This is a genomic window from Microbacterium salitolerans, from assembly GCF_019720895.1.
Taxonomy (GTDB): Bacteria; Actinomycetota; Actinomycetes; order Actinomycetales; family Microbacteriaceae; genus Microbacterium.
In genome coordinates, this window is record NZ_JAHKSH010000006.1 from 1 (window position 1) to 16,127 (window position 16,127).

General features: G+C 69.8%; 16 protein-coding genes and 1 pseudogene. 11 read left to right on the top strand and 6 right to left on the bottom strand.

From position 1 onward, the window contains the following. Nucleotides 1–132, top strand: a pseudogene (locus tag KOL93_RS13925) (IS481 family transposase); the annotation flags it as partial. A 7-nt stretch (nt 133–139) separates the two neighbouring features. Here the strand turns inward: KOL93_RS13925 and KOL93_RS13930 are convergent. Further along, nucleotides 140–1,306 carry an SseB family protein gene (locus KOL93_RS13930; protein ID WP_221586009.1) on the bottom strand — a complete coding sequence of 389 codons (1,167 nt, stop codon included), beginning with the start codon at nt 1,304–1,306 and terminating at the stop codon, nt 140–142. A gap of 34 nt (nt 1,307–1,340) precedes the next feature. Continuing rightward, on the bottom strand, nt 1,341–3,731 hold the full coding sequence (locus tag KOL93_RS13935; RefSeq protein WP_221586010.1) for an ATP-dependent helicase: 2,391 nt from the start codon (nt 3,729–3,731) through the stop codon (nt 1,341–1,343). A gap of 254 nt (nt 3,732–3,985) precedes the next feature. Here KOL93_RS13935 and KOL93_RS13940 point away from each other — a divergent pair, with 254 nt between their 5' ends. After that, nucleotides 3,986–4,669, top strand: coding sequence for a GntR family transcriptional regulator (locus tag KOL93_RS13940; RefSeq protein ID WP_221586011.1), 684 nt, complete (start codon nt 3,986–3,988; stop codon nt 4,667–4,669). On the opposite strand, the gene KOL93_RS13945 is transcribed toward KOL93_RS13940, so the two are convergent. Further along, the gene (locus tag KOL93_RS13945; RefSeq protein WP_221586012.1) at nt 4,624–5,655 is read right to left on the bottom strand and encodes a glycerophosphodiester phosphodiesterase family protein; all 1,032 of its coding nucleotides are present in this window, start codon (nt 5,653–5,655) and stop codon (nt 4,624–4,626) included. The genes KOL93_RS13940 and KOL93_RS13945 overlap by 46 nt on opposite strands. Nucleotides 5,656–5,779: 124 nt before the next feature. Between KOL93_RS13945 and KOL93_RS13950 the strand changes: the two genes are divergently transcribed. The 4 genes from KOL93_RS13950 to KOL93_RS13965 all read left to right on the top strand — a co-directional run bounded on the left by KOL93_RS13950 (nt 5,780) and on the right by KOL93_RS13965 (nt 9,920). Further along, nucleotides 5,780–6,691, top strand: coding sequence for a Bax inhibitor-1/YccA family protein (locus KOL93_RS13950; RefSeq protein ID WP_221586245.1), 912 nt, complete (start codon nt 5,780–5,782; stop codon nt 6,689–6,691). A gap of 147 nt (nt 6,692–6,838) precedes the next feature. After that, nucleotides 6,839–7,429 (top strand): DUF4956 domain-containing protein, encoded by a 591-nt coding sequence (locus tag KOL93_RS13955; protein WP_221586013.1) that lies wholly within the window; start codon nt 6,839–6,841, stop codon nt 7,427–7,429. Further along, nucleotides 7,426–8,214 (top strand): polyphosphate polymerase domain-containing protein, encoded by a 789-nt coding sequence (locus tag KOL93_RS13960; RefSeq protein ID WP_221586014.1) that lies wholly within the window; start codon nt 7,426–7,428, stop codon nt 8,212–8,214. The genes KOL93_RS13955 and KOL93_RS13960 overlap by 4 nt, the downstream gene beginning before the upstream one ends. Before the next feature lie 23 nt (nt 8,215–8,237). Beyond that, the gene (locus KOL93_RS13965; RefSeq protein WP_221586015.1) at nt 8,238–9,920 is read left to right on the top strand and encodes a carbohydrate-binding domain-containing protein; all 1,683 of its coding nucleotides are present in this window, start codon (nt 8,238–8,240) and stop codon (nt 9,918–9,920) included. Nucleotides 9,921–9,990: 70 nt separating this feature from the next. On the opposite strand, the gene KOL93_RS13970 is transcribed toward KOL93_RS13965, so the two are convergent. Both KOL93_RS13970 and KOL93_RS13975 read right to left on the bottom strand, forming a co-directional pair. Then, on the bottom strand, nt 9,991–11,289 hold the full coding sequence (locus KOL93_RS13970; RefSeq protein ID WP_221586016.1) for an alpha/beta fold hydrolase: 1,299 nt from the start codon (nt 11,287–11,289) through the stop codon (nt 9,991–9,993). 34 nt (nt 11,290–11,323) lie between these two features. Then, on the bottom strand, nt 11,324–12,205 hold the full coding sequence (locus KOL93_RS13975; protein WP_221586017.1) for a formate/nitrite transporter family protein: 882 nt from the start codon (nt 12,203–12,205) through the stop codon (nt 11,324–11,326). A gap of 190 nt (nt 12,206–12,395) precedes the next feature. On the opposite strand from KOL93_RS13975, the gene KOL93_RS13980 reads away from it, so the two are divergent. Next, entirely contained in the window at nt 12,396–13,016 is a 621-nt protein-coding gene (locus KOL93_RS13980; protein ID WP_221586018.1) for a ClpP family protease, read from the top strand. Beyond that, complete coding sequence (locus tag KOL93_RS13985; protein ID WP_221586019.1) at nt 13,013–13,600, top strand: ClpP family protease; 588 nt, start codon at nt 13,013–13,015, stop codon at nt 13,598–13,600. Before KOL93_RS13980 ends, KOL93_RS13985 begins: the two co-directional genes overlap by 4 nt. 13 nt (nt 13,601–13,613) lie before the next feature. Here KOL93_RS13985 and KOL93_RS13990 read toward each other — a convergent pair whose 3' ends face one another. Beyond that, a complete protein-coding gene (locus KOL93_RS13990; protein ID WP_221586020.1) occupies nt 13,614–13,931 on the bottom strand; it encodes a helix-turn-helix domain-containing protein in 318 nt (105 codons plus the stop codon). Between the two features lie 137 nt (nt 13,932–14,068). Between KOL93_RS13990 and KOL93_RS13995 the strand changes: the two genes are divergently transcribed. The 3 genes from KOL93_RS13995 to KOL93_RS14005 all read left to right on the top strand — a co-directional run bounded on the left by KOL93_RS13995 (nt 14,069) and on the right by KOL93_RS14005 (nt 16,069). Then, nucleotides 14,069–14,251: a PspC domain-containing protein gene (locus KOL93_RS13995; RefSeq protein ID WP_221586021.1), complete on the top strand. Its 183-nt coding sequence runs from the start codon at nt 14,069–14,071 to the stop codon at nt 14,249–14,251. A 67-nt stretch (nt 14,252–14,318) separates the two neighbouring features. After that, entirely contained in the window at nt 14,319–14,870 is a 552-nt protein-coding gene (locus KOL93_RS14000; RefSeq protein WP_221586022.1) for an ArsR/SmtB family transcription factor, read from the top strand. Next, on the top strand, nt 14,867–16,069 hold the full coding sequence (locus tag KOL93_RS14005; protein WP_221586023.1) for an MFS transporter: 1,203 nt from the start codon (nt 14,867–14,869) through the stop codon (nt 16,067–16,069). Before KOL93_RS14000 ends, KOL93_RS14005 begins: the two co-directional genes overlap by 4 nt. Nucleotides 16,070–16,127 lie beyond the last annotated feature (58 nt).

Below are 16,127 nucleotides of genomic sequence, written 5' to 3' on the forward strand. Positions count from 1 at the left end.
TACTCGTCAGAAGGTGAGCGGCGCGACGCGCTGCCGGGCTGGTTGCACTTCTACAATCATCACCGGCACCACTCCGCGATCGGTGGCCCGCCCTTCAGCAGACTCAACAACCTGCCCGGACATCACAGCTAGTCGGACGTCAGTCGCCCGCTTCCTCGGTCTGGCTCTCGGCCTCGTCGGCCAGCGCCAGTACCGGATCCAGCTCGTCGCGCGTCAGCGTGATGAGGGGGCCGGCGGGGTCGATGAGCACGCCGCCGAGCTCGGGGTGATCGGTGAGGACCTTCGCGATCTTGGGGGCGCCGAATGGCAAGGCGCGCTCGCTGCGGCCCTGCGCGACGACTTCGAGCGGGTGCGAGTACACCTGCAGCAGGCGCGTACCGTTGGCGAGGCGCGCCTCGGCGATGCCCATCTTCTGCTCGTCCTTGGGCGACGGGCCGACAGCGACCCACAGCGGGGGCTGGTCGGCGAGAAGCGCCGCGACCTTCTTCTGCGTGTCGGTGTCGCGCGGCTGAGCCATGAGGGTCTTGAGCCGCAGCGACGCGTCGGCCTGGTCGATCGCCCGCTCGAGCACCTCGCGCGGCAGCACGATGCGGTTGGGCGCTGAGGCGTTGTCGACGATGATCCCGTCGAAGCCGTTGTCGACCATGTGCTTCAGGATCTGCGGAACGGGCTGCGCGACGGCCGAGGTCTGCGCGTTGCCGTCGTTCTGGACCGCGTCGCGCAGCGCCTTGCCTGAGCTGAAGACGAGCATGTAGCTCTTGTCGCCGTTCTTCGCGACGCCGAACGAGAGCGTCGCCTTGCCGTCGGCCTGCACCTGCTCGCGCACGTCGCCCGTGACGCGGAGGAAGAGGTGGCCCTGCAGCAGCTGTCGCGCGACGCCGAGCAGCTGCTGCGGTGTGGGCTTCTCGGGGAGAGCGCGCAGGGCGTCGCGCACGAGCGTGTTGTCGCGCAGCCCCTTGACGGTCTCGAGCTCGGTCGGCGGAGCCGCGGGTGCGAGAGGAAGCTCGCGCGGCTGCGGCGGCTGATCGCCGGCGGGCGCGGCGGGCTTCGTGAAGGCGTGCGGCCCCGCGGTCGCGTCGGGGGCCTTCGCCGTTTCGTTCGTCGGGGCGTCGATCTCGGGGCCCGACGTCGCGCCGACGCCCTGGAACGACGAGAACGAGATGTTCACACCGGGCGAGTCCTCCGCGGGCTGCTCCGGTGCGGCTTCGGCGGGCGTCTCTGCGGCCGCCGACGACTCCTCGCTCGGCGGCGTGACCGCCTCATCGTTCGAACGGTCGGACTTCTTCTTCCGAGAGAACAGACCCATGCGCCCAGCCTACGGGTGCGCTGACATCCCTCCGTCAGAGTTTCGCGATCGGCGCAACCTTGATGAGCAGCTTCTTCGCGCCCGCCTGCTCGAAGCGCACGTGCGCGATGCGCTTGGCCCCGATTCCCGTGACGGCATCGACCGTTCCCTCGCCGAAGTCGTCATGCAGGATGCGGTCGCCCGCCGCGAGCTCGAGGTCGCCGTTGTCGCGCACCTTGCCCGTGACGCGGTTGGCGAAGCTGTCGAGCGACTTCGGCTTCAGACCGCCGCCCGACTCGAGCGGCGTGACGCCCCAGCGGCTCTCACGGGGACGCCGCGCGTTGAGCGCGCGCGACTGCGTGCCCCCACGCGAGTTGACGTCGCCCGGCGCCTGCCGCCACTCGATGAGATCGGCGGGGATCTCCTGCAGGAAGCGACTGGGCATCGCGACCGACACCTCGCCGAACTGCGCACGCGTCATGGCGAGCGAGAGATAGAGGCGCTGGCGAGCGCGCGTGATGCCGACGTAGAACAGGCGCCGCTCTTCCTGAGGGCCGCCCGGTTCGCCCGCGGAGATGCGGTGCGGGATGAGGTCCTCCTCGACACCCGTGAGGAACACGGTGTCGAACTCGAGGCCCTTCGCCGTGTGCAGCGTCATGAGCGAGACCGTGCCGGACGCGTCGTCGAGGTCGTCGGTGTCGGCCACGAGCGCCACCTCGGTGAGGAAGTCGACGATCGTGCCCTCGGGGTTGTTGCGCGCGAACTCGCGCGTGACCGCGACCAGCTCGTCGAGGTTCTCGACGCGCGCCTCGTCCTGCGGATCCTTCGACAGGCGCAGAGCGTCGAGGTAGCCCGACTTGTTCAGCAGCACCTGCAGCGCCTCGGTGACGGCCACGGGCGGCGCCTGTTCGCCCGAGGCCGGTGCGAGGATCTCGCTCGCCTCGCGCAGAACGCCGTCGAGGTGACCCAGCACCTTCTGCTGCTTCGGACCGAGGCCGATCTGCTCGGCGTGCGCGAGGGCGTCGCGGAACGTCATGTCGTTGTCGGCCGCGAACTGCGCGATGTGCGTCTCGGTGACGGCGCCGACGCCGCGCTTCGGTCGGTTGAGGATGCGCCGCACGGCCATCTCGTCGGCCGGGTTCGCCACGGAGACCAGGTACGCCAGCGCATCCTTGATCTCGGCGCGGTCGTAGAACTTCGTGCCGCCCATGATCTTGTACGGCACAGCCGAGCGGATCAGGATCTCCTCCAGCGCACGCGACTGCGAGTTCGTGCGGTAGAAGATCGCCATGTCGCCGTACGCGACGCCGTCGCGGCGCAGCACCTCGATCTCGTCGGCGATGAACTGCGCCTCGTCGTGCTGCGAGTAGCCCGTGAAGCCCGTGACGGCGGCGCCCGACCCCTGATCCGTCCAGAGCTTCTTGTCCTTGCGGTCGAAGTTGTTCCGGATCACCGCGTTCGCGGCGTCGAGGATGTTCTGCGTCGAGCGATAGTTCTGCTCGAGCATGACGACCCTCGCCCCGGCGAAGTCGCGCTCGAACTCCGTGATGTTGCGGATGTCCGCGCCGCGGAACGCGTAGATCGACTGGTCGGAGTCGCCGACGACCGTGAGAGACGCGGGCTCATCCGCGCTGTCGGGCATCAGCGCGACCATGCCGCCGCCGACGTCCATCGTCTCGCCCTGCACGGGCCGCGTGAGCTCGTGGATGAGCTGGTACTGCGCGTGGTTCGTGTCCTGGTACTCGTCGACGAGGATGTGGCGGAAGCGGCGCCGGTAGACGTCGGCGACGTGAGGGAACGCGCGGAACAGGAAGACCGTCTGCGCCAGCAGGTCGTCGAAGTCGAACGCGTTCGCCGACCGCAGGCGACGCGCGTAGTCCTGGAATATCTCGACGAAGATCCGCTCGGCCGGATCGCTCATGTTGGCCTGACGCGCGTAGGAGTCGGCGTCGTGCAGCTCGTTCTTGAGCTTCGAGATGCGGCTCTGCGTCGCCGCCGGCGTCAGTCCGTAGGAGTCGGCTTCGTGCTCTTTGATGAGGCGCTTCATGAGCGCGCGCACATCGCCGGAGTCATAGATCGTGAAGGCCTTCGTGAAGCCGAACTGCTCGGCCTCGCGCCGCAGGATGCGCACGCACGCCGAGTGGAACGTCGAGATCCACATGCCCTTCGCCTGCTCGCCGATGAGCTCGCCCACGCGCTCGCGCATCTCGCCCGCGGCCTTGTTCGTGAAGGTGATCGCGAGGATCTGACTGGGCCAGGCTTCCCGAGATCGCAGGAGCGAGGCGATGCGATGCGTGAGCACGCGCGTCTTGCCGGACCCGGCACCCGCGACGATGAGCAGTGCGGGGCCGCGGTACTCGACCGCCTCGCGCTGCTGGGGGTTGAGGCCGTCGAGGAGAGGATCGGCGGCGGAAGGGATGAGGGGCGCGTCAGGAGCATCAGGCATGGCCCGACCAGCCTAAGAGGTACCCCTGACAAAGGAGGAAGCCAGCCCGGGATGCCCTCCGTGCGGATCTCCGCGCACCGCCGGCCTCTGTCGATATTCGCGCGATCCCGAGGTCAGACGGGAATCGCAGCCGTCGCACCACGACATCCGATGCCCGAACTGCACGCGATTCTCTGGACCATGGGGCATACTTCCCACGATCCGCACGCGTCGTGCGCGCAGATCCATACGTCGAAGAATCGAGAGGGGCCCAGATGTCGACTCCCGCCGAAGACATCTCCACGCCGTCGAAGCGACTGGCCGACGTCGTCTACGAGCGCCTCTGCGACGCGATCGTCGACGGCACGTACACGCCGGGTCAGCGGATCCGCGACGCAGAGCTCGCCGAGACGCTCGGCGTCTCCCGCATGCCGGTCCGCGAGGCCCTGCAGCGCCTCGAACGCCAGGGCCTCATCGAGATGGTCGCGAGCCGCTTCACGCGCGTCACCCCCGTGACACCAGACATGCCGGCGCAGTCGCTCGAGTTCATCGGGTACCAGTTCGGCATCGCCCTGCGCCTCGCGGTGCCCCTGCTGGATGCCGACCAGCGCGCGCTGACCGCCGCCCTCGTCCGCGAGCTCGCCGTCGCCGTCACTCAGGATCCGCGCGGGGCCTACGCCGTCGGGCGCCGGCTCGGCGCCTCCCTCGCCGCGCAGAGCGGCAACCCGCTCTTCCAGACGATGCTCGACGATGCCTGGCTCGTCCTCACGCGCAACCTGCGTGGTCAGTTTCCGCTCATCAAGGATCCGGCCGAGATGCGCGATGAGTTCGCACATCTCGCCGACCTCATCGAGAGGGCCGACGCCGAGGGCGCCGAGGCGACCCTCCGGTCCGTGTTCCTGCTGGGCCGCGATCAGCCGGGACCGGGCGCGGCCGTGTCCGACCTCTGGGACGACTGACCGAAGAACTCCACGGCGAGGTCGGGATGGTCGGCGAAGACGCCGTCGACGCCGGCCTGCCGAAGGATCTGCCACTCGCCTCGCCAGTCCCCGCGCACGGCTTTCCTCCGCCCCTTCCGGAACTGCGGGGCGAGGAAGCCGTTCTCGGGCCGACACGTCCAGGTGAACAGCAGCAGGCCCAGGTCGCGCGCCGTCCGTGCAAACGGTGCCGGCCCGGTCGCGCGTCCCTGTGCATTCGGCGCGAGCAGCAGCGACTTGTGCACGCTGATCCCGTCCACCTCACCCGCGAGCGCCCCGAGATCGTGGAGCTGCGCGCGGTAGGTCGGGGCGTCGTCCGCGGATGCCAGGAGCAGATCGACCGCAGATCCGACCTGCTCGATGAGATACACGAACGTCGCACGGACTCCTCGCTCGCGCACCCGCGTCAGCGCGGTCTGCTCGAACGACTCGATCACGAGCTGCCGGGCGAGGTCGTCCGACTGCCAGCCCGCGTCCCGCACCTCCTCGGCGACGAGCGCCGCCAGGTCGATGCCGATCGAGGCGAAGTAGGCGGCATGCTTGATCTCGATCACCACGCCCGCTCTCCCGCGCCGCGCGATGCCGAGGACCTCGCGCAGCGAGAGCATCCGCTCGGAATCGTCGTAGGCCGTGTTCGCCCGACGGATCGCCGGGATCCGCTCCCGGCACCGCAGCGTCTGGAGCTCGGCCCACGTGAAGTCCTCCGTGAACCAGCCCTCGATCTCGTGGCCGAGGAACGCCTTCGTCGTCCGGCGGTCGGCGAACTCGGGGCGGTCGGCGACGTCCGTCGTGCCCGAGATCTCGTTCTCGTGGCGCACGACGAGCACGCCGTCGCGCGAACTGACGACGTCGGGCTCGACGGCGTCGGCGCCCTGCCAGATCGCGGTCTCGTAGGACGACCGCGTGTGCTCGGGCCGATAGCCGGGAGCGCCGCGGTGGCCGATGACGAGGGGCCGAGACGAGCTCATCGGACGAGCGTAGAACGGTGAGGTGAAATCCGCAGGATCTCAGCGCAGGCATAGCGTTTCGCGGATATCGTGGACATATCGCGCACACGCGCGGACACCAGGAACCAGGAGTGTGACCACAGCCATGGCCAGCGCCGGATTCAGCAACCCCTACTTCACTCAGGACCGCGCCCCCGGACAGGGCGGCTATGCGACGCCGCTCACCCCGGGCCAGGCGACGGCATCTCCCCAGGCGGCGCAGGCGCCGCGCGTCGGCCAGCAGGCCGAGATGGAGGGCATGTACACCGCGCCCTCCGCCGGCACGCCGCAGACCGGCCGCATGACCTACGAGGACACGATCGTCAAGACGGTCATCATGTTCGCGATCATGCTCGCCGTCAGCGTCGCCGCGTGGTTCTTCACGCTCGGCGGCACGCTGTCGCCGTCGAATGTCGCGTCGGTCGCCCAGGTCACCCTCCTCCCCGCCATCATCGGCGCCGTCGGCACCCTCGTCATCAGCCTCATCGCGATGTTCAAGCGCGCGCTTCCCGTCGGACTCGCGCTCACCTTCGCGGCCGTCGAGGGGCTCTTCGTCGGCGGGATCTCGGCGTACTTCGAGTTCGTGATGGAAGGAATCGTGATCCAGGCGGCGATCGCGTCGGTCGCCGTCATCGGCACGACCCTCGCGCTCTTCGCCAGCGGCAAGATCCGCGCCTCGGCCAAGATGACGAAGATCGTGATGATCGCGATGATCGGCTACGCCGTCTTCTCGCTCCTCAACGTCGGCCTCATGATGTTCGGCGTCCTGCCCGAGGGCATGGCCTTCGGCCTCCGCTCCGCGACGATCATGGGCATCCCGATCGGACTCATCCTCGGCGTCGTCGTCGTGCTCATGGGCGCATACATGCTCGTCATGGACTTCGATGCCGTGCAGCGCGGCGTGCGCAACGGCGCCCCCGCGAAGCTCGCCTGGACGGCGGCCTACGGCATCATGGCGACCGTCGTGTTCATCTACATCGAGATCCTCCGCATGATCGCGATCCTGCGCAGCAACTGACGCGCAGACGACGCGAAGAGGCCCGTCCCGGTTTTCCGGGGCGGGCCTCTTCGCGTCGCGCGAGAACTCAGGTCCGGCGCTTCACCTCGCCATAGAAGTCGCATAGCGGCGCTCGCTTCACTCGAAGTGAACGAAAGGTGAACACCCATGCCGGATCTCACGATGCTCCTCATCGACCTCGCCGCGATCACGATCCTCACGATCGCCGTATACTTCCACCGCCATCGCCGCCGCGACCTCGTCGTCGCGTTCTTCGGGGTGAACATCGGCGTCTTCGCCGTCGCCTACGTCCTCGGCGCATCGGACGTCGCCGTCGGCCTCGGCCTCGGGCTGTTCGGTGTGCTCTCCATCATCCGCCTGCGCTCGAGCGAGATCTCGCAGCGCGAGGTGGCCTACTATTTCGCCGCGCTCGCAATCGGACTCATCGCGGGTCTCACGCCGGCCTTCGACGTCGCGTCAACGGCCCTCATCGCCCTCCTCGTCGCGGCGCTCGCGATCGTGGACCACCCCGCCCTGTTCGCCGCGACCCGGCACCGCACGATGCAGCTCGACGAGGCCATCGTCGACGAAGACGAGCTGCGATCGACGATCGGCGACCGCGTGGGCGGCGAGGTGCGCTCGCTCCAGGTGCAGCACATCGACTTCGTCAACGACACGACGCTCGTCGACGTGCGCTATCGCGTCCTGCGCGGGCGCGCCGTCCGCACGACCGCGCCCCGCGAAGAGGTGGCGGCATGACCGTCCGCGTCGACGACCTCACCCGACGGTTCTCGCCGATCTCGCTCGACGGCCTCGTCACCGAGGCCGAGCTCCTGACCCGGGTCGACCGCAAGTACCTGCTGCCGGCCGCGCGCCTCGCTCCCGTCATCGCGCAGCTCGACGACGCGACCCGCGTGCTCGAGATCGACGGCGAGCGCGGATCTCGGTACGGATCCATGTACTTCGACACCCCCGACCTCACGAGCTACCATCTGGCCGCACGGGGCCGGCGCCGCCGCTTCAAGCTGCGCTCGCGCCATTACGTCGACACGGATGCAGCGTTCCTCGAGATGAAGACCGCGGGCGCCCGCGGCACGACGGTGAAGGAACGCATCGCGCACCCGACGGATGCCGTCGAATCGCTGACGGATGAGGGACGCGCGTATGCCGGCGAGGCAATCGCCGCCCTCGGCTTCGATGACGCGCTGGTCGACGCCCTGGCGCCGACACTGCACACGGGCTACCGGCGCACGACCCTCCTGCTGCCCGAGGGGACGCGCTCGACCGTCGACACCGAGCTCGAGTGGGCAGATGCCTGGGGCGGACGCATGACCCGCCCCGACCTGGTCATCGTCGAGACGAAGTCGTCGTCGCGACCGTCGACGGTCGACCGCCTGCTGTGGCGGGCGGGGATCCGCCCCGCGCGCATCAGCAAGTTCGCGACGGGGTTGGCCGCGCTGCGGCCCGGTCTGTCCTCCAACAGGTGGAGCCGCGTGCTCCGCACCCACTTCGCCGACGGCGCGCACATCGCGCGTGCCGCATGACACCCGAGAACAGGAACACGCAGATGACCACGACCCCTCCCCGCCGCCCCCGCTCCCGCTCCCTCGGCCACGTCGCCGCCGGCCTCGGCCTGACCTTCTCGCTCGGCATCGCCGCGCTGACGGGCTGCTCGGCGATCGCCGAAGCGGCCTCGTCCGAGTCCACGTCGAGCACCGAGGCGGCGACCTCCACCGAGACGAAGCCCGAGAGCGTGGCCGCCGTGGTCGAGGCGAACGCCGACCAGACCGTCGTGAACGACGACGAATGGTCGGCCGCCGACGCGCAGGCCATCGCTCTGTCCGGTGAGGATGCCGCGACGGACGCCTCAGGCGTCAGGGCCGATGACGGATCCGTCACGATCACCGAGGCCGGCGTGTATCGCCTCTCGGGTGACTACGACGGATCCGTCGTCATCGACGCCGACGAGGAGGCGCAGGTCGTGCTCATCCTCGACGGCGTGACCATCGACGCCGACGGCGTGCCGGCGATCCAGTCGGTGTCGGCCGACGACGTGGCGATCTTCCTCGAAAGCGATTCCACCAACGCCGTCTCCTCGACGGGGACGTACGACGAGGACGCCGAGGCGAACGCCGCGATCTTCGCCGACAACGACCTCACGTTCTCGGGAGGCGGAGCGCTCACCGTCGACGGCGAGGCGAACGACGCCATCACCAGCAAGGACGATCTCGTCGTGCTGTCGGGCACGATCGACGTCACGGCGACCGATGACGGCCTGCGCGGCAAGGACTCGCTCACCGTGCGCGGCGCGGCGATCACGGTCGACGCCGGCGGCGACGGCCTCACCTCCGACCAGGACGACGACGAGACGCAGGGATGGGTGCTCATCGAGGGAGGATCCCTCGACATCACGGCCGGCAGCGATGGCCTCGACGGGTTCACGGACGTCGTGATCACCGACGGCGAGCTCGCGATCGCGTCGGAGGAGGGCATCGAGGCGGGCACCGTCGCGATCGGCGGCGGCACGATCGACATCGTCGCGTCGGACGACGGGATCAACGGATCGGCGGGGACCGCCGACTCCGCTGCGACGGACACGGCGACGACGGATACCGACGAGACGCCGTCCGAAGCGGATACGGCTGCCGGATCCTCCGCCGCCGCCCCGGCGGATCCGCCCTCGGGTGAGATGCCCGACGGCGGGTTCCCCGGCGGCGAGACACCCGCGGACGGCGAGATGCCAGAGGGCGGCGGCATGCCCGGAGGAGGAGGGATGCAGGACACCGGCGAATGGGTGCTCATCGCCGGCGGCGACATCACGATCGACGCCGAGGGCGACGGGCTCGACTCGAACGGATCCCTCGAGATCACGGGCGGCACGACCATCGTCGACGGGCCGTCGAACGGCGGAAACGGCGCCCTCGACGCGAACGGCGAGATCACGGTGTCGGGCGGCACGCTGCTCGCGCTCGACGCGGGCGGAATGAGCGAGACGCCGTCCGCAGACTCCGCGCAGGCGTGGGTGGCGGCAACCGCTTCGGGCGACGCCGATGCGACGATCGAGATCGTCGCCGACGACGGCACCGTGCTGTACTCCGGCAAGGCTGAGAAGGCCTTCGGCGCCGTCGTCTACTCGGGCGAGGACGTCGTCGCCGGCGAGACCTACACGGTCACGGTCGACGGCTCCGAGGCTGTCAGGGCGACGGCGGGCGAGGCCCTCGCAGGCGGTATGGGTGGCCCGCAGGGCTGAATCCGGCCTCCACCGGTCCCCGTCGAGCTCGCGCATCGCGGACTCGACGGGGGACCTGTGGACATGTCGGTCAGCGGCGCGGGCCGCCCTCCTCGATCACACGCTCCATGAGGCGGCGCACGACCCGCGGATCCTGGCGGAGCCCGTCGTGCTCGTATTCGTTCGTGATCCAGAGGTGCATGTTCGGCACCGCGTCGCGCGTGGCCTCGGCGAACTCGATCGGCACGAACATGTCGCCGTGGTACATCGCGGCCGCGACCGGGACCTCGTTGCGCGCCAGCTGCGCGCGGTCGTACAGCTCAGGGTGGTCCGTGCGCTCGTGCAGGGCCATCGTCGCGTCGCGGAACGGTCGCAGCGAAGCGATCTCGTCGAACTGCCAGGGGAAGAACATCTCGCCCGTGAACGGCATGGGCCGTCCGGCGGCGACCTCGACGGCCGCATCGAAGCCCCCGAGCTCGTGCCGCATGCGGTGCGCGGCCCAGCGGGTGGCGCCCGGTCCGTCAGCGTAGATCTCCTCCTGCAGCACGGCATAGAGCGGCCCGCCCCAGTACTGCGTGCGCTGGTCGACGCCGTCGAGGAATGTGTCGCTGAGCCGACCCGAGGACAGGAATGCCTCGTCGAGCAGCCACAGCAGTCGCTCCATGCCGGGGCCCATGCCGAAGTCGATGCCGAGCGTCTGCAGGCGGCGCGCGGTGAGCTGGTCGCCGCTCGGCAGCAGCACCTCGTCGTTCTCGACGACGTCGACGATCGTCTGGAGCGTCTCCACGTGGTGCGGGTAGCGGCGGTAGAACTCCGCGGTCCTGCGCTGCACGCGCGGCAGCGTGTTCCGATAGATGTCGTTGAGCGACGGATCGATCGACGTGATGCCACCCGTCACATAGCTCGCCTCAAGCGCATCGGGGGCGAACGACAGGTAGCTCAGCGTCAGGAAGCCGCCGTAGCTCTGTCCCAGCGTCTGCCAGCGCACGCCGCCGAAGATCTCGCGGCGGATGTGCTCGGCATCGGCGATGATCTGCTCGGCGCGGAAGCAGCGCAGGAAGTCGGCGGCCTCACCGGCTGTCATCCCCGCGATCGTCGACCGCTCGATGGGCGTCGAGCGGCCTGTGCCGCGCTGGTCGAGAAGCAGCACACGGTGCGTGCTCAGGGCCTCGTGGATCCATCCGCCGCGTGGCTCCGGCCGCGGCCCCTTGCCGCCGGGGCCTCCCTGCAGGAAGACGAGGATCGGCGCGTCCGGGCCGGCCGGACCGATCACCTCGCGGGCGAAGACCTCGATGTGCCGGTCGGTGAGGGGATCCGCCCAGTCGAGCGGCGCTCGCACCGTGTGGTCCCGGAGGACGAGACCGCGCATGTTGTACTCGTGCGTCGTCATCCCTCCATCCTCGCTCACGCGGCCGAGGGGGACGTCAGTCCTTCGCGTCGAGGTGCGCCGGGACCTTCGTGGGCGACGCCGCGAACGTCCTGCCGTCGGGACGCGTCATCACGACGCGCTTCGGAGCCGTGCGACCGTGCGTCGCGAAGATCATGAGCCCGACGAAGGTCAGGCCGCCGACCAGGTTGCCGAGGACGGTGGGGATCTCGTTCCAGACGAGGTAGTCGACGACGGTGAAGTCGGCGCCCAGCAGCAGGCCCGCCGGAAAGAGGAACATGTTGACGACCGAGTGCTCGAAGCCCATGTAGAAGAAGAGCATGATCGGCAGCCACATGCCGATGACCTTGCCGGGGACGGACGTCGACATCATCGCGGCGACGACACCGGTCGACACCATCCAGTTGCAGAGCATCCCGCGGATGAAGAGCGTGAGCATGCCGCCCGCGCCGTGGTCCGCATAGCCGACGGTGCGCCCGTGGCCGATCTCCGCGATGGCTTCGCCGACGGCGCTCGGCTCGGTCATGAATCCGTACGTGAAGCAGATCGCCATGCACAGCGCGATCAGGAACGCGCCCGCGAAGTTGCCGAGGAACACGAGCCCCCAGTTGCGTCCGATGCCGCCGACCGTCACGCCGGGCCGCTTGTCGAACAGCGCGAGCGGCGTGAGCGTGAACACGCCGGTCAGCAGGTCGTAGCCGAGCAGGTACAGCAGCACGAAGCCCACAGGGAACAGCATCGCGCCCAAGAGCGGGCTGCCGGTCTGCGTCGACACGGTGACGGCGAACGCGGCGCCCAGCGTGAGCATCGCGCCGCCCATGAACGCCCGGATCAGCATGTCGCGCGTCGACATCAGGACCTTCGATTCGCCGGCATCGATCATGCTCGAGACGAGCTCGGCGGGCTTCACATACGACATGACGGCTCCTCGGGTGGTGTCCCCACAGGATGACCGCCGTCCATTTCGCGCGTCGTGCCGCCGTGTTACGGACCGAGTGCCGTTTCACTCACCCGCGACGGGGTGGGGCTGTGAGGGGTCTCTGCTCCGAGCAGATCTGCTGGCGGCGGATTCGCTCGGCTGCAGGCCCCGGCGCGCGCACGCTGAAGGCATGACAGATGATGCGAAGGTCCCCCAGTTCACGGCGGAGGTCCGCCGTGAACTCTTCCTGCGCCGCGTGCTCGTGCTCGACGGCGTCCTCGATGACGACAACGGAATGCTCCTGACGACCCAGCTGCTCGCGCTCGCCGCCGAGGATGCGCAGAGCGACATCTCCCTCTGGATCCATTCGCCCGGTGGATCCGTGCCGTCGATGCTCGCGATCCGCGACGTCATGCGGCTCGTGCCCTGCGACGTCTCGACGCTCGCGATCGGCCTCGCCTGCAGCGCCGGGCAGTTCCTCCTCTCCGCGGGCGCGCCCGGCAAGCGTCGTGCCCTGCCGCACGCACGCGTCCTGCTGCACCAGGGATCCGCGGGGATCGGTGGGTCTGCGGCCGACGTCGAGCTGCAGGCCGACGATCTGCGCGAGCTGCGCGACACCGTGCTCGGGCTCACGAGCGACGACACCGGGCAGCCCATCGGCCGGATCTTCGAGGATTCGCTGCACGACAACTGGTTCACGGCGCGCGAGGCGCTCGACTATGGATTCATCGACGGGATCGTGGAGCGATTTCACGAGGTGATGCCCGAGCGGCGCTCGCGGCTCGGACTCGGACCGGAGCAGGCGGCATGAGCACATACGCGATTCCGAACGTCATCTCGCGCGACGGCCGCGGTGAGCGGATCATGGATGTCTACTCGCACCTGCTGTCGGAGCGCGTCGTCTACCTCGGCACGCCCATCGACGCGGGCGTCGCCAACGCGCTGATCTCGCAGCTCCTGCATCTCGAGGCGACCGGCCGCGACACCGACGTGCAGCTCTACATCAACTGCGAGGGCGGCGATCCTGCCGCGATGCTCGGCGTCTACGACACCATGCAGTACGTCTCGTCCGACGTCGCGACGACGTGCGTGGGGCAGGCGATCGGCGTCGGCGCCGTGCTGCTCGCCGCCGGCGCCGAGGGAAAGCGCGGCGTGCTCCCCCACGCGCGCGTCGTGCTGAACCAGCCCTCGGGGCAGGGACGCGGCGCGATCCCCGATCTCATCGTGAACGCCGACGAGCTCGTGCGGGTGCGGGGAGAGATCGAGGGCGTGCTGGCGCGCCACACCGGCCAGGCCGTCGAGGCCCTGCGCCGCGACACCGACCGCGACCGCGTCTTCACGGCCGCCGCGGCCGTCGACTACGGCCTGGCGGACCGGATGCTCGACGCCCGCTGAGCGGGGCGGCGGCTCACGCGGCGAGCGCCAGTGCCACGCCTCCGTACGCCGGGGCGGCGGCCGTGCGCAGGTCGTCGGCGATGCCGCTCGTCAGATCGAGCAGCGTGCCGCCCAGCGCCCCGAGAACCGCGGCGACGATCTCGCTCGACGGCTCCTTGAGCCCGCGCTCGACCTCCGAGAGATACTGCACCGAGACGCCCGCGCGGCGCGCGACCTCGGCCAGCGTCTCGTCCCGCCCGTGTCGCATGCGTCGCAGTCGCTCGCCGACCAGGTGCCGCCACAGCGGGTCGGGCTCGTCGGTTCTCGAAGGGAGCGGGAGCAGGTCGGCCATGGCACTCACGGTAGGCCGGGCCGGCTCGGCCCGCACCCCGTTCCGCCCAGAGCAGAACAGGGTGCGGGAGAACCGGACGACTGATCGTCGGGATGGCCCCAGAGACGTTCCCTCGCGCCCCGACATAGCCTGGCGAGATGACCACACCACTTGTCCGCTCCCGCGACGACCGCATGATCGCGGGCGTCTGCCGCGCCGTCGCCCGCCGCTTCGACATCAGCACCACGCTCGTGCGTGTGCTCACGGTCGTCGGCGTGTTCTTCTTCGGCTGGGCCATCCCCGCCTACATCGCGGCGTGGATCATCATCCCGAGGGACTGAGTCCGCCCGCGTCGACATTTATACAAGAAGTCTTGTCGGTTTTTCGCGACGCGCTTAGCGTCGTCGCATGGTCACCACCGACACCCTGCGCGTCCTGTATCACCCCGCACGACGACGCATCGCCGATCACCTCATGGCACACGGCGCCGCCCGCGTCGGCGACATCGCATCCGCACTGGGCATGCCCGTCGGAAGCGTCAGCCACCACCTGCGGATGCTCGAGCGCGAGGAGCTCGTGGAGCGCGCTCCCGACCTCCAGACGGACGGTCGCACGAGCTGGTGGCGCTCGGCGAGACGCACGATCAGCTGGTCGGTCGACGACTTCGCGGGCGACGGCTCGCACGAGGCGCTCGCCCGCGACGCGGAGCGGGCGAACATCCAGTACCAGGTCGATCGGCTCGCCGAGTGGAAGCGGCACGCGCCCCGAGCGGCGGAGGCCTGGCGGCGAGCGGCGTTCAGTCTCGACGAGGTGACGGTCGCGACCCCCGCCGAACTCGCGGAACTGGGGGACGCCCTCGTCGCGACCGTCCGCGCGTGGTCCACCGCGATCGACCGCGAGGACGACCAGAGGCGCGAGGCGGTCCGCGTGTTCATGCACGCCTTCCCGATGAGCGCATGAGCGCGATCGCCCCGCCGTTCCGCCGCGACCGCACAGTGCACGGCTGGATCGCCCTCAAGGCGGTGTCCGACGCCGGCGACGCCGCGTGGATCCTCGCCGTCGCCTGGTCCGCCGTCACCGCATCCTCCCCCGCTGTCGCCGGCCTCATCGTCACCGCAGGGACCATCCCCCGCGCGCTGACGCTGCTCGTCGGGGGCGTCCTCGCGGACCGCTTCGACGCACGTCGCATGATGGTCGCGACGACGATCGCACGGCTCACCGTCCTGACCGCCGCCCTCGCAGCGCTCAGCACCGTCGGTGAGACGATCCCGATCCTGTTCGCCGTCGCCATCGCGTTCGGCATCTGCGACGCGTTGTTCGAGCCGTCGAGCGCTTCGCTCACGCGGCAGCTGGTGCACGAGCGAGACTTCGGCGCGCTGGCCGGAATCAGCCAGACGGCATCGCGGATCGGCGCCATGCTGGGCGCCGCGGCCGGCGGCCTGCTCGTCGCCGGGGGCGGCCTCGTGGCGGCCGCCCTCGCGAACGCGATCTCGTACACGGGGGTCCTGCTCTACCTGCTGGTCCTGCTGCGGGTGCGCTTTCCGCGGACACCCGCACCGGCCGCGCCGCTCCTGCGGTCGATCGCCGAGGGCTTCGGCTACCTGCACCGTGACCGGCTGGCCCGGAGCCTCGTTCTGTCGCTGCTCGGTCTCAACCTCTGCGTCTCGCCGGCCCTGAGCATCGGGCTCGCCCTGCTCGTGCAGCACCTCGGCTCCGGGCCCGCGCTTCTCGGCGCGCTCGAGGCGACGTTCGGCATCGGCGCCATGACGGGAGCGCTCATCTTCATCCGCGTCCGACCGCCCCGCCCTGCCCTCGCCGGCTTCCTGCTCCTCGTCCTGCAGGGTGCGGCGGTCGCGTCCCTCGCTCTCGGTCACGCCGGCACCGCGTTCGCGTCGTGCGCGATCATCGGGATCACCGCGGGCGGCGCGTCGACGATCCTCGCCGGGCTGTTCCTGCGTGAGATCGCTCCGGACCGCATCGGCCGCGTCGTCTCGATCCAGCGCCTCGGAGACGACGGCCTGATGCCCGCGGCGACGGCCGCCTTCGGCGGGCTCGCCGCTCTCTCGCTCCCCGCGGCCTTCCTCGCCTTCGGCGGCGTCATGGCCGCCTACATGTCCGCCACAGCCCTGCGGTGGCGACATCGCGGCGCACCGCGCTGACGACAGCGCCCCACACCGCTCATGCGAGGTGGGGCGAGATCGTCAGCGGTGAGGGGTG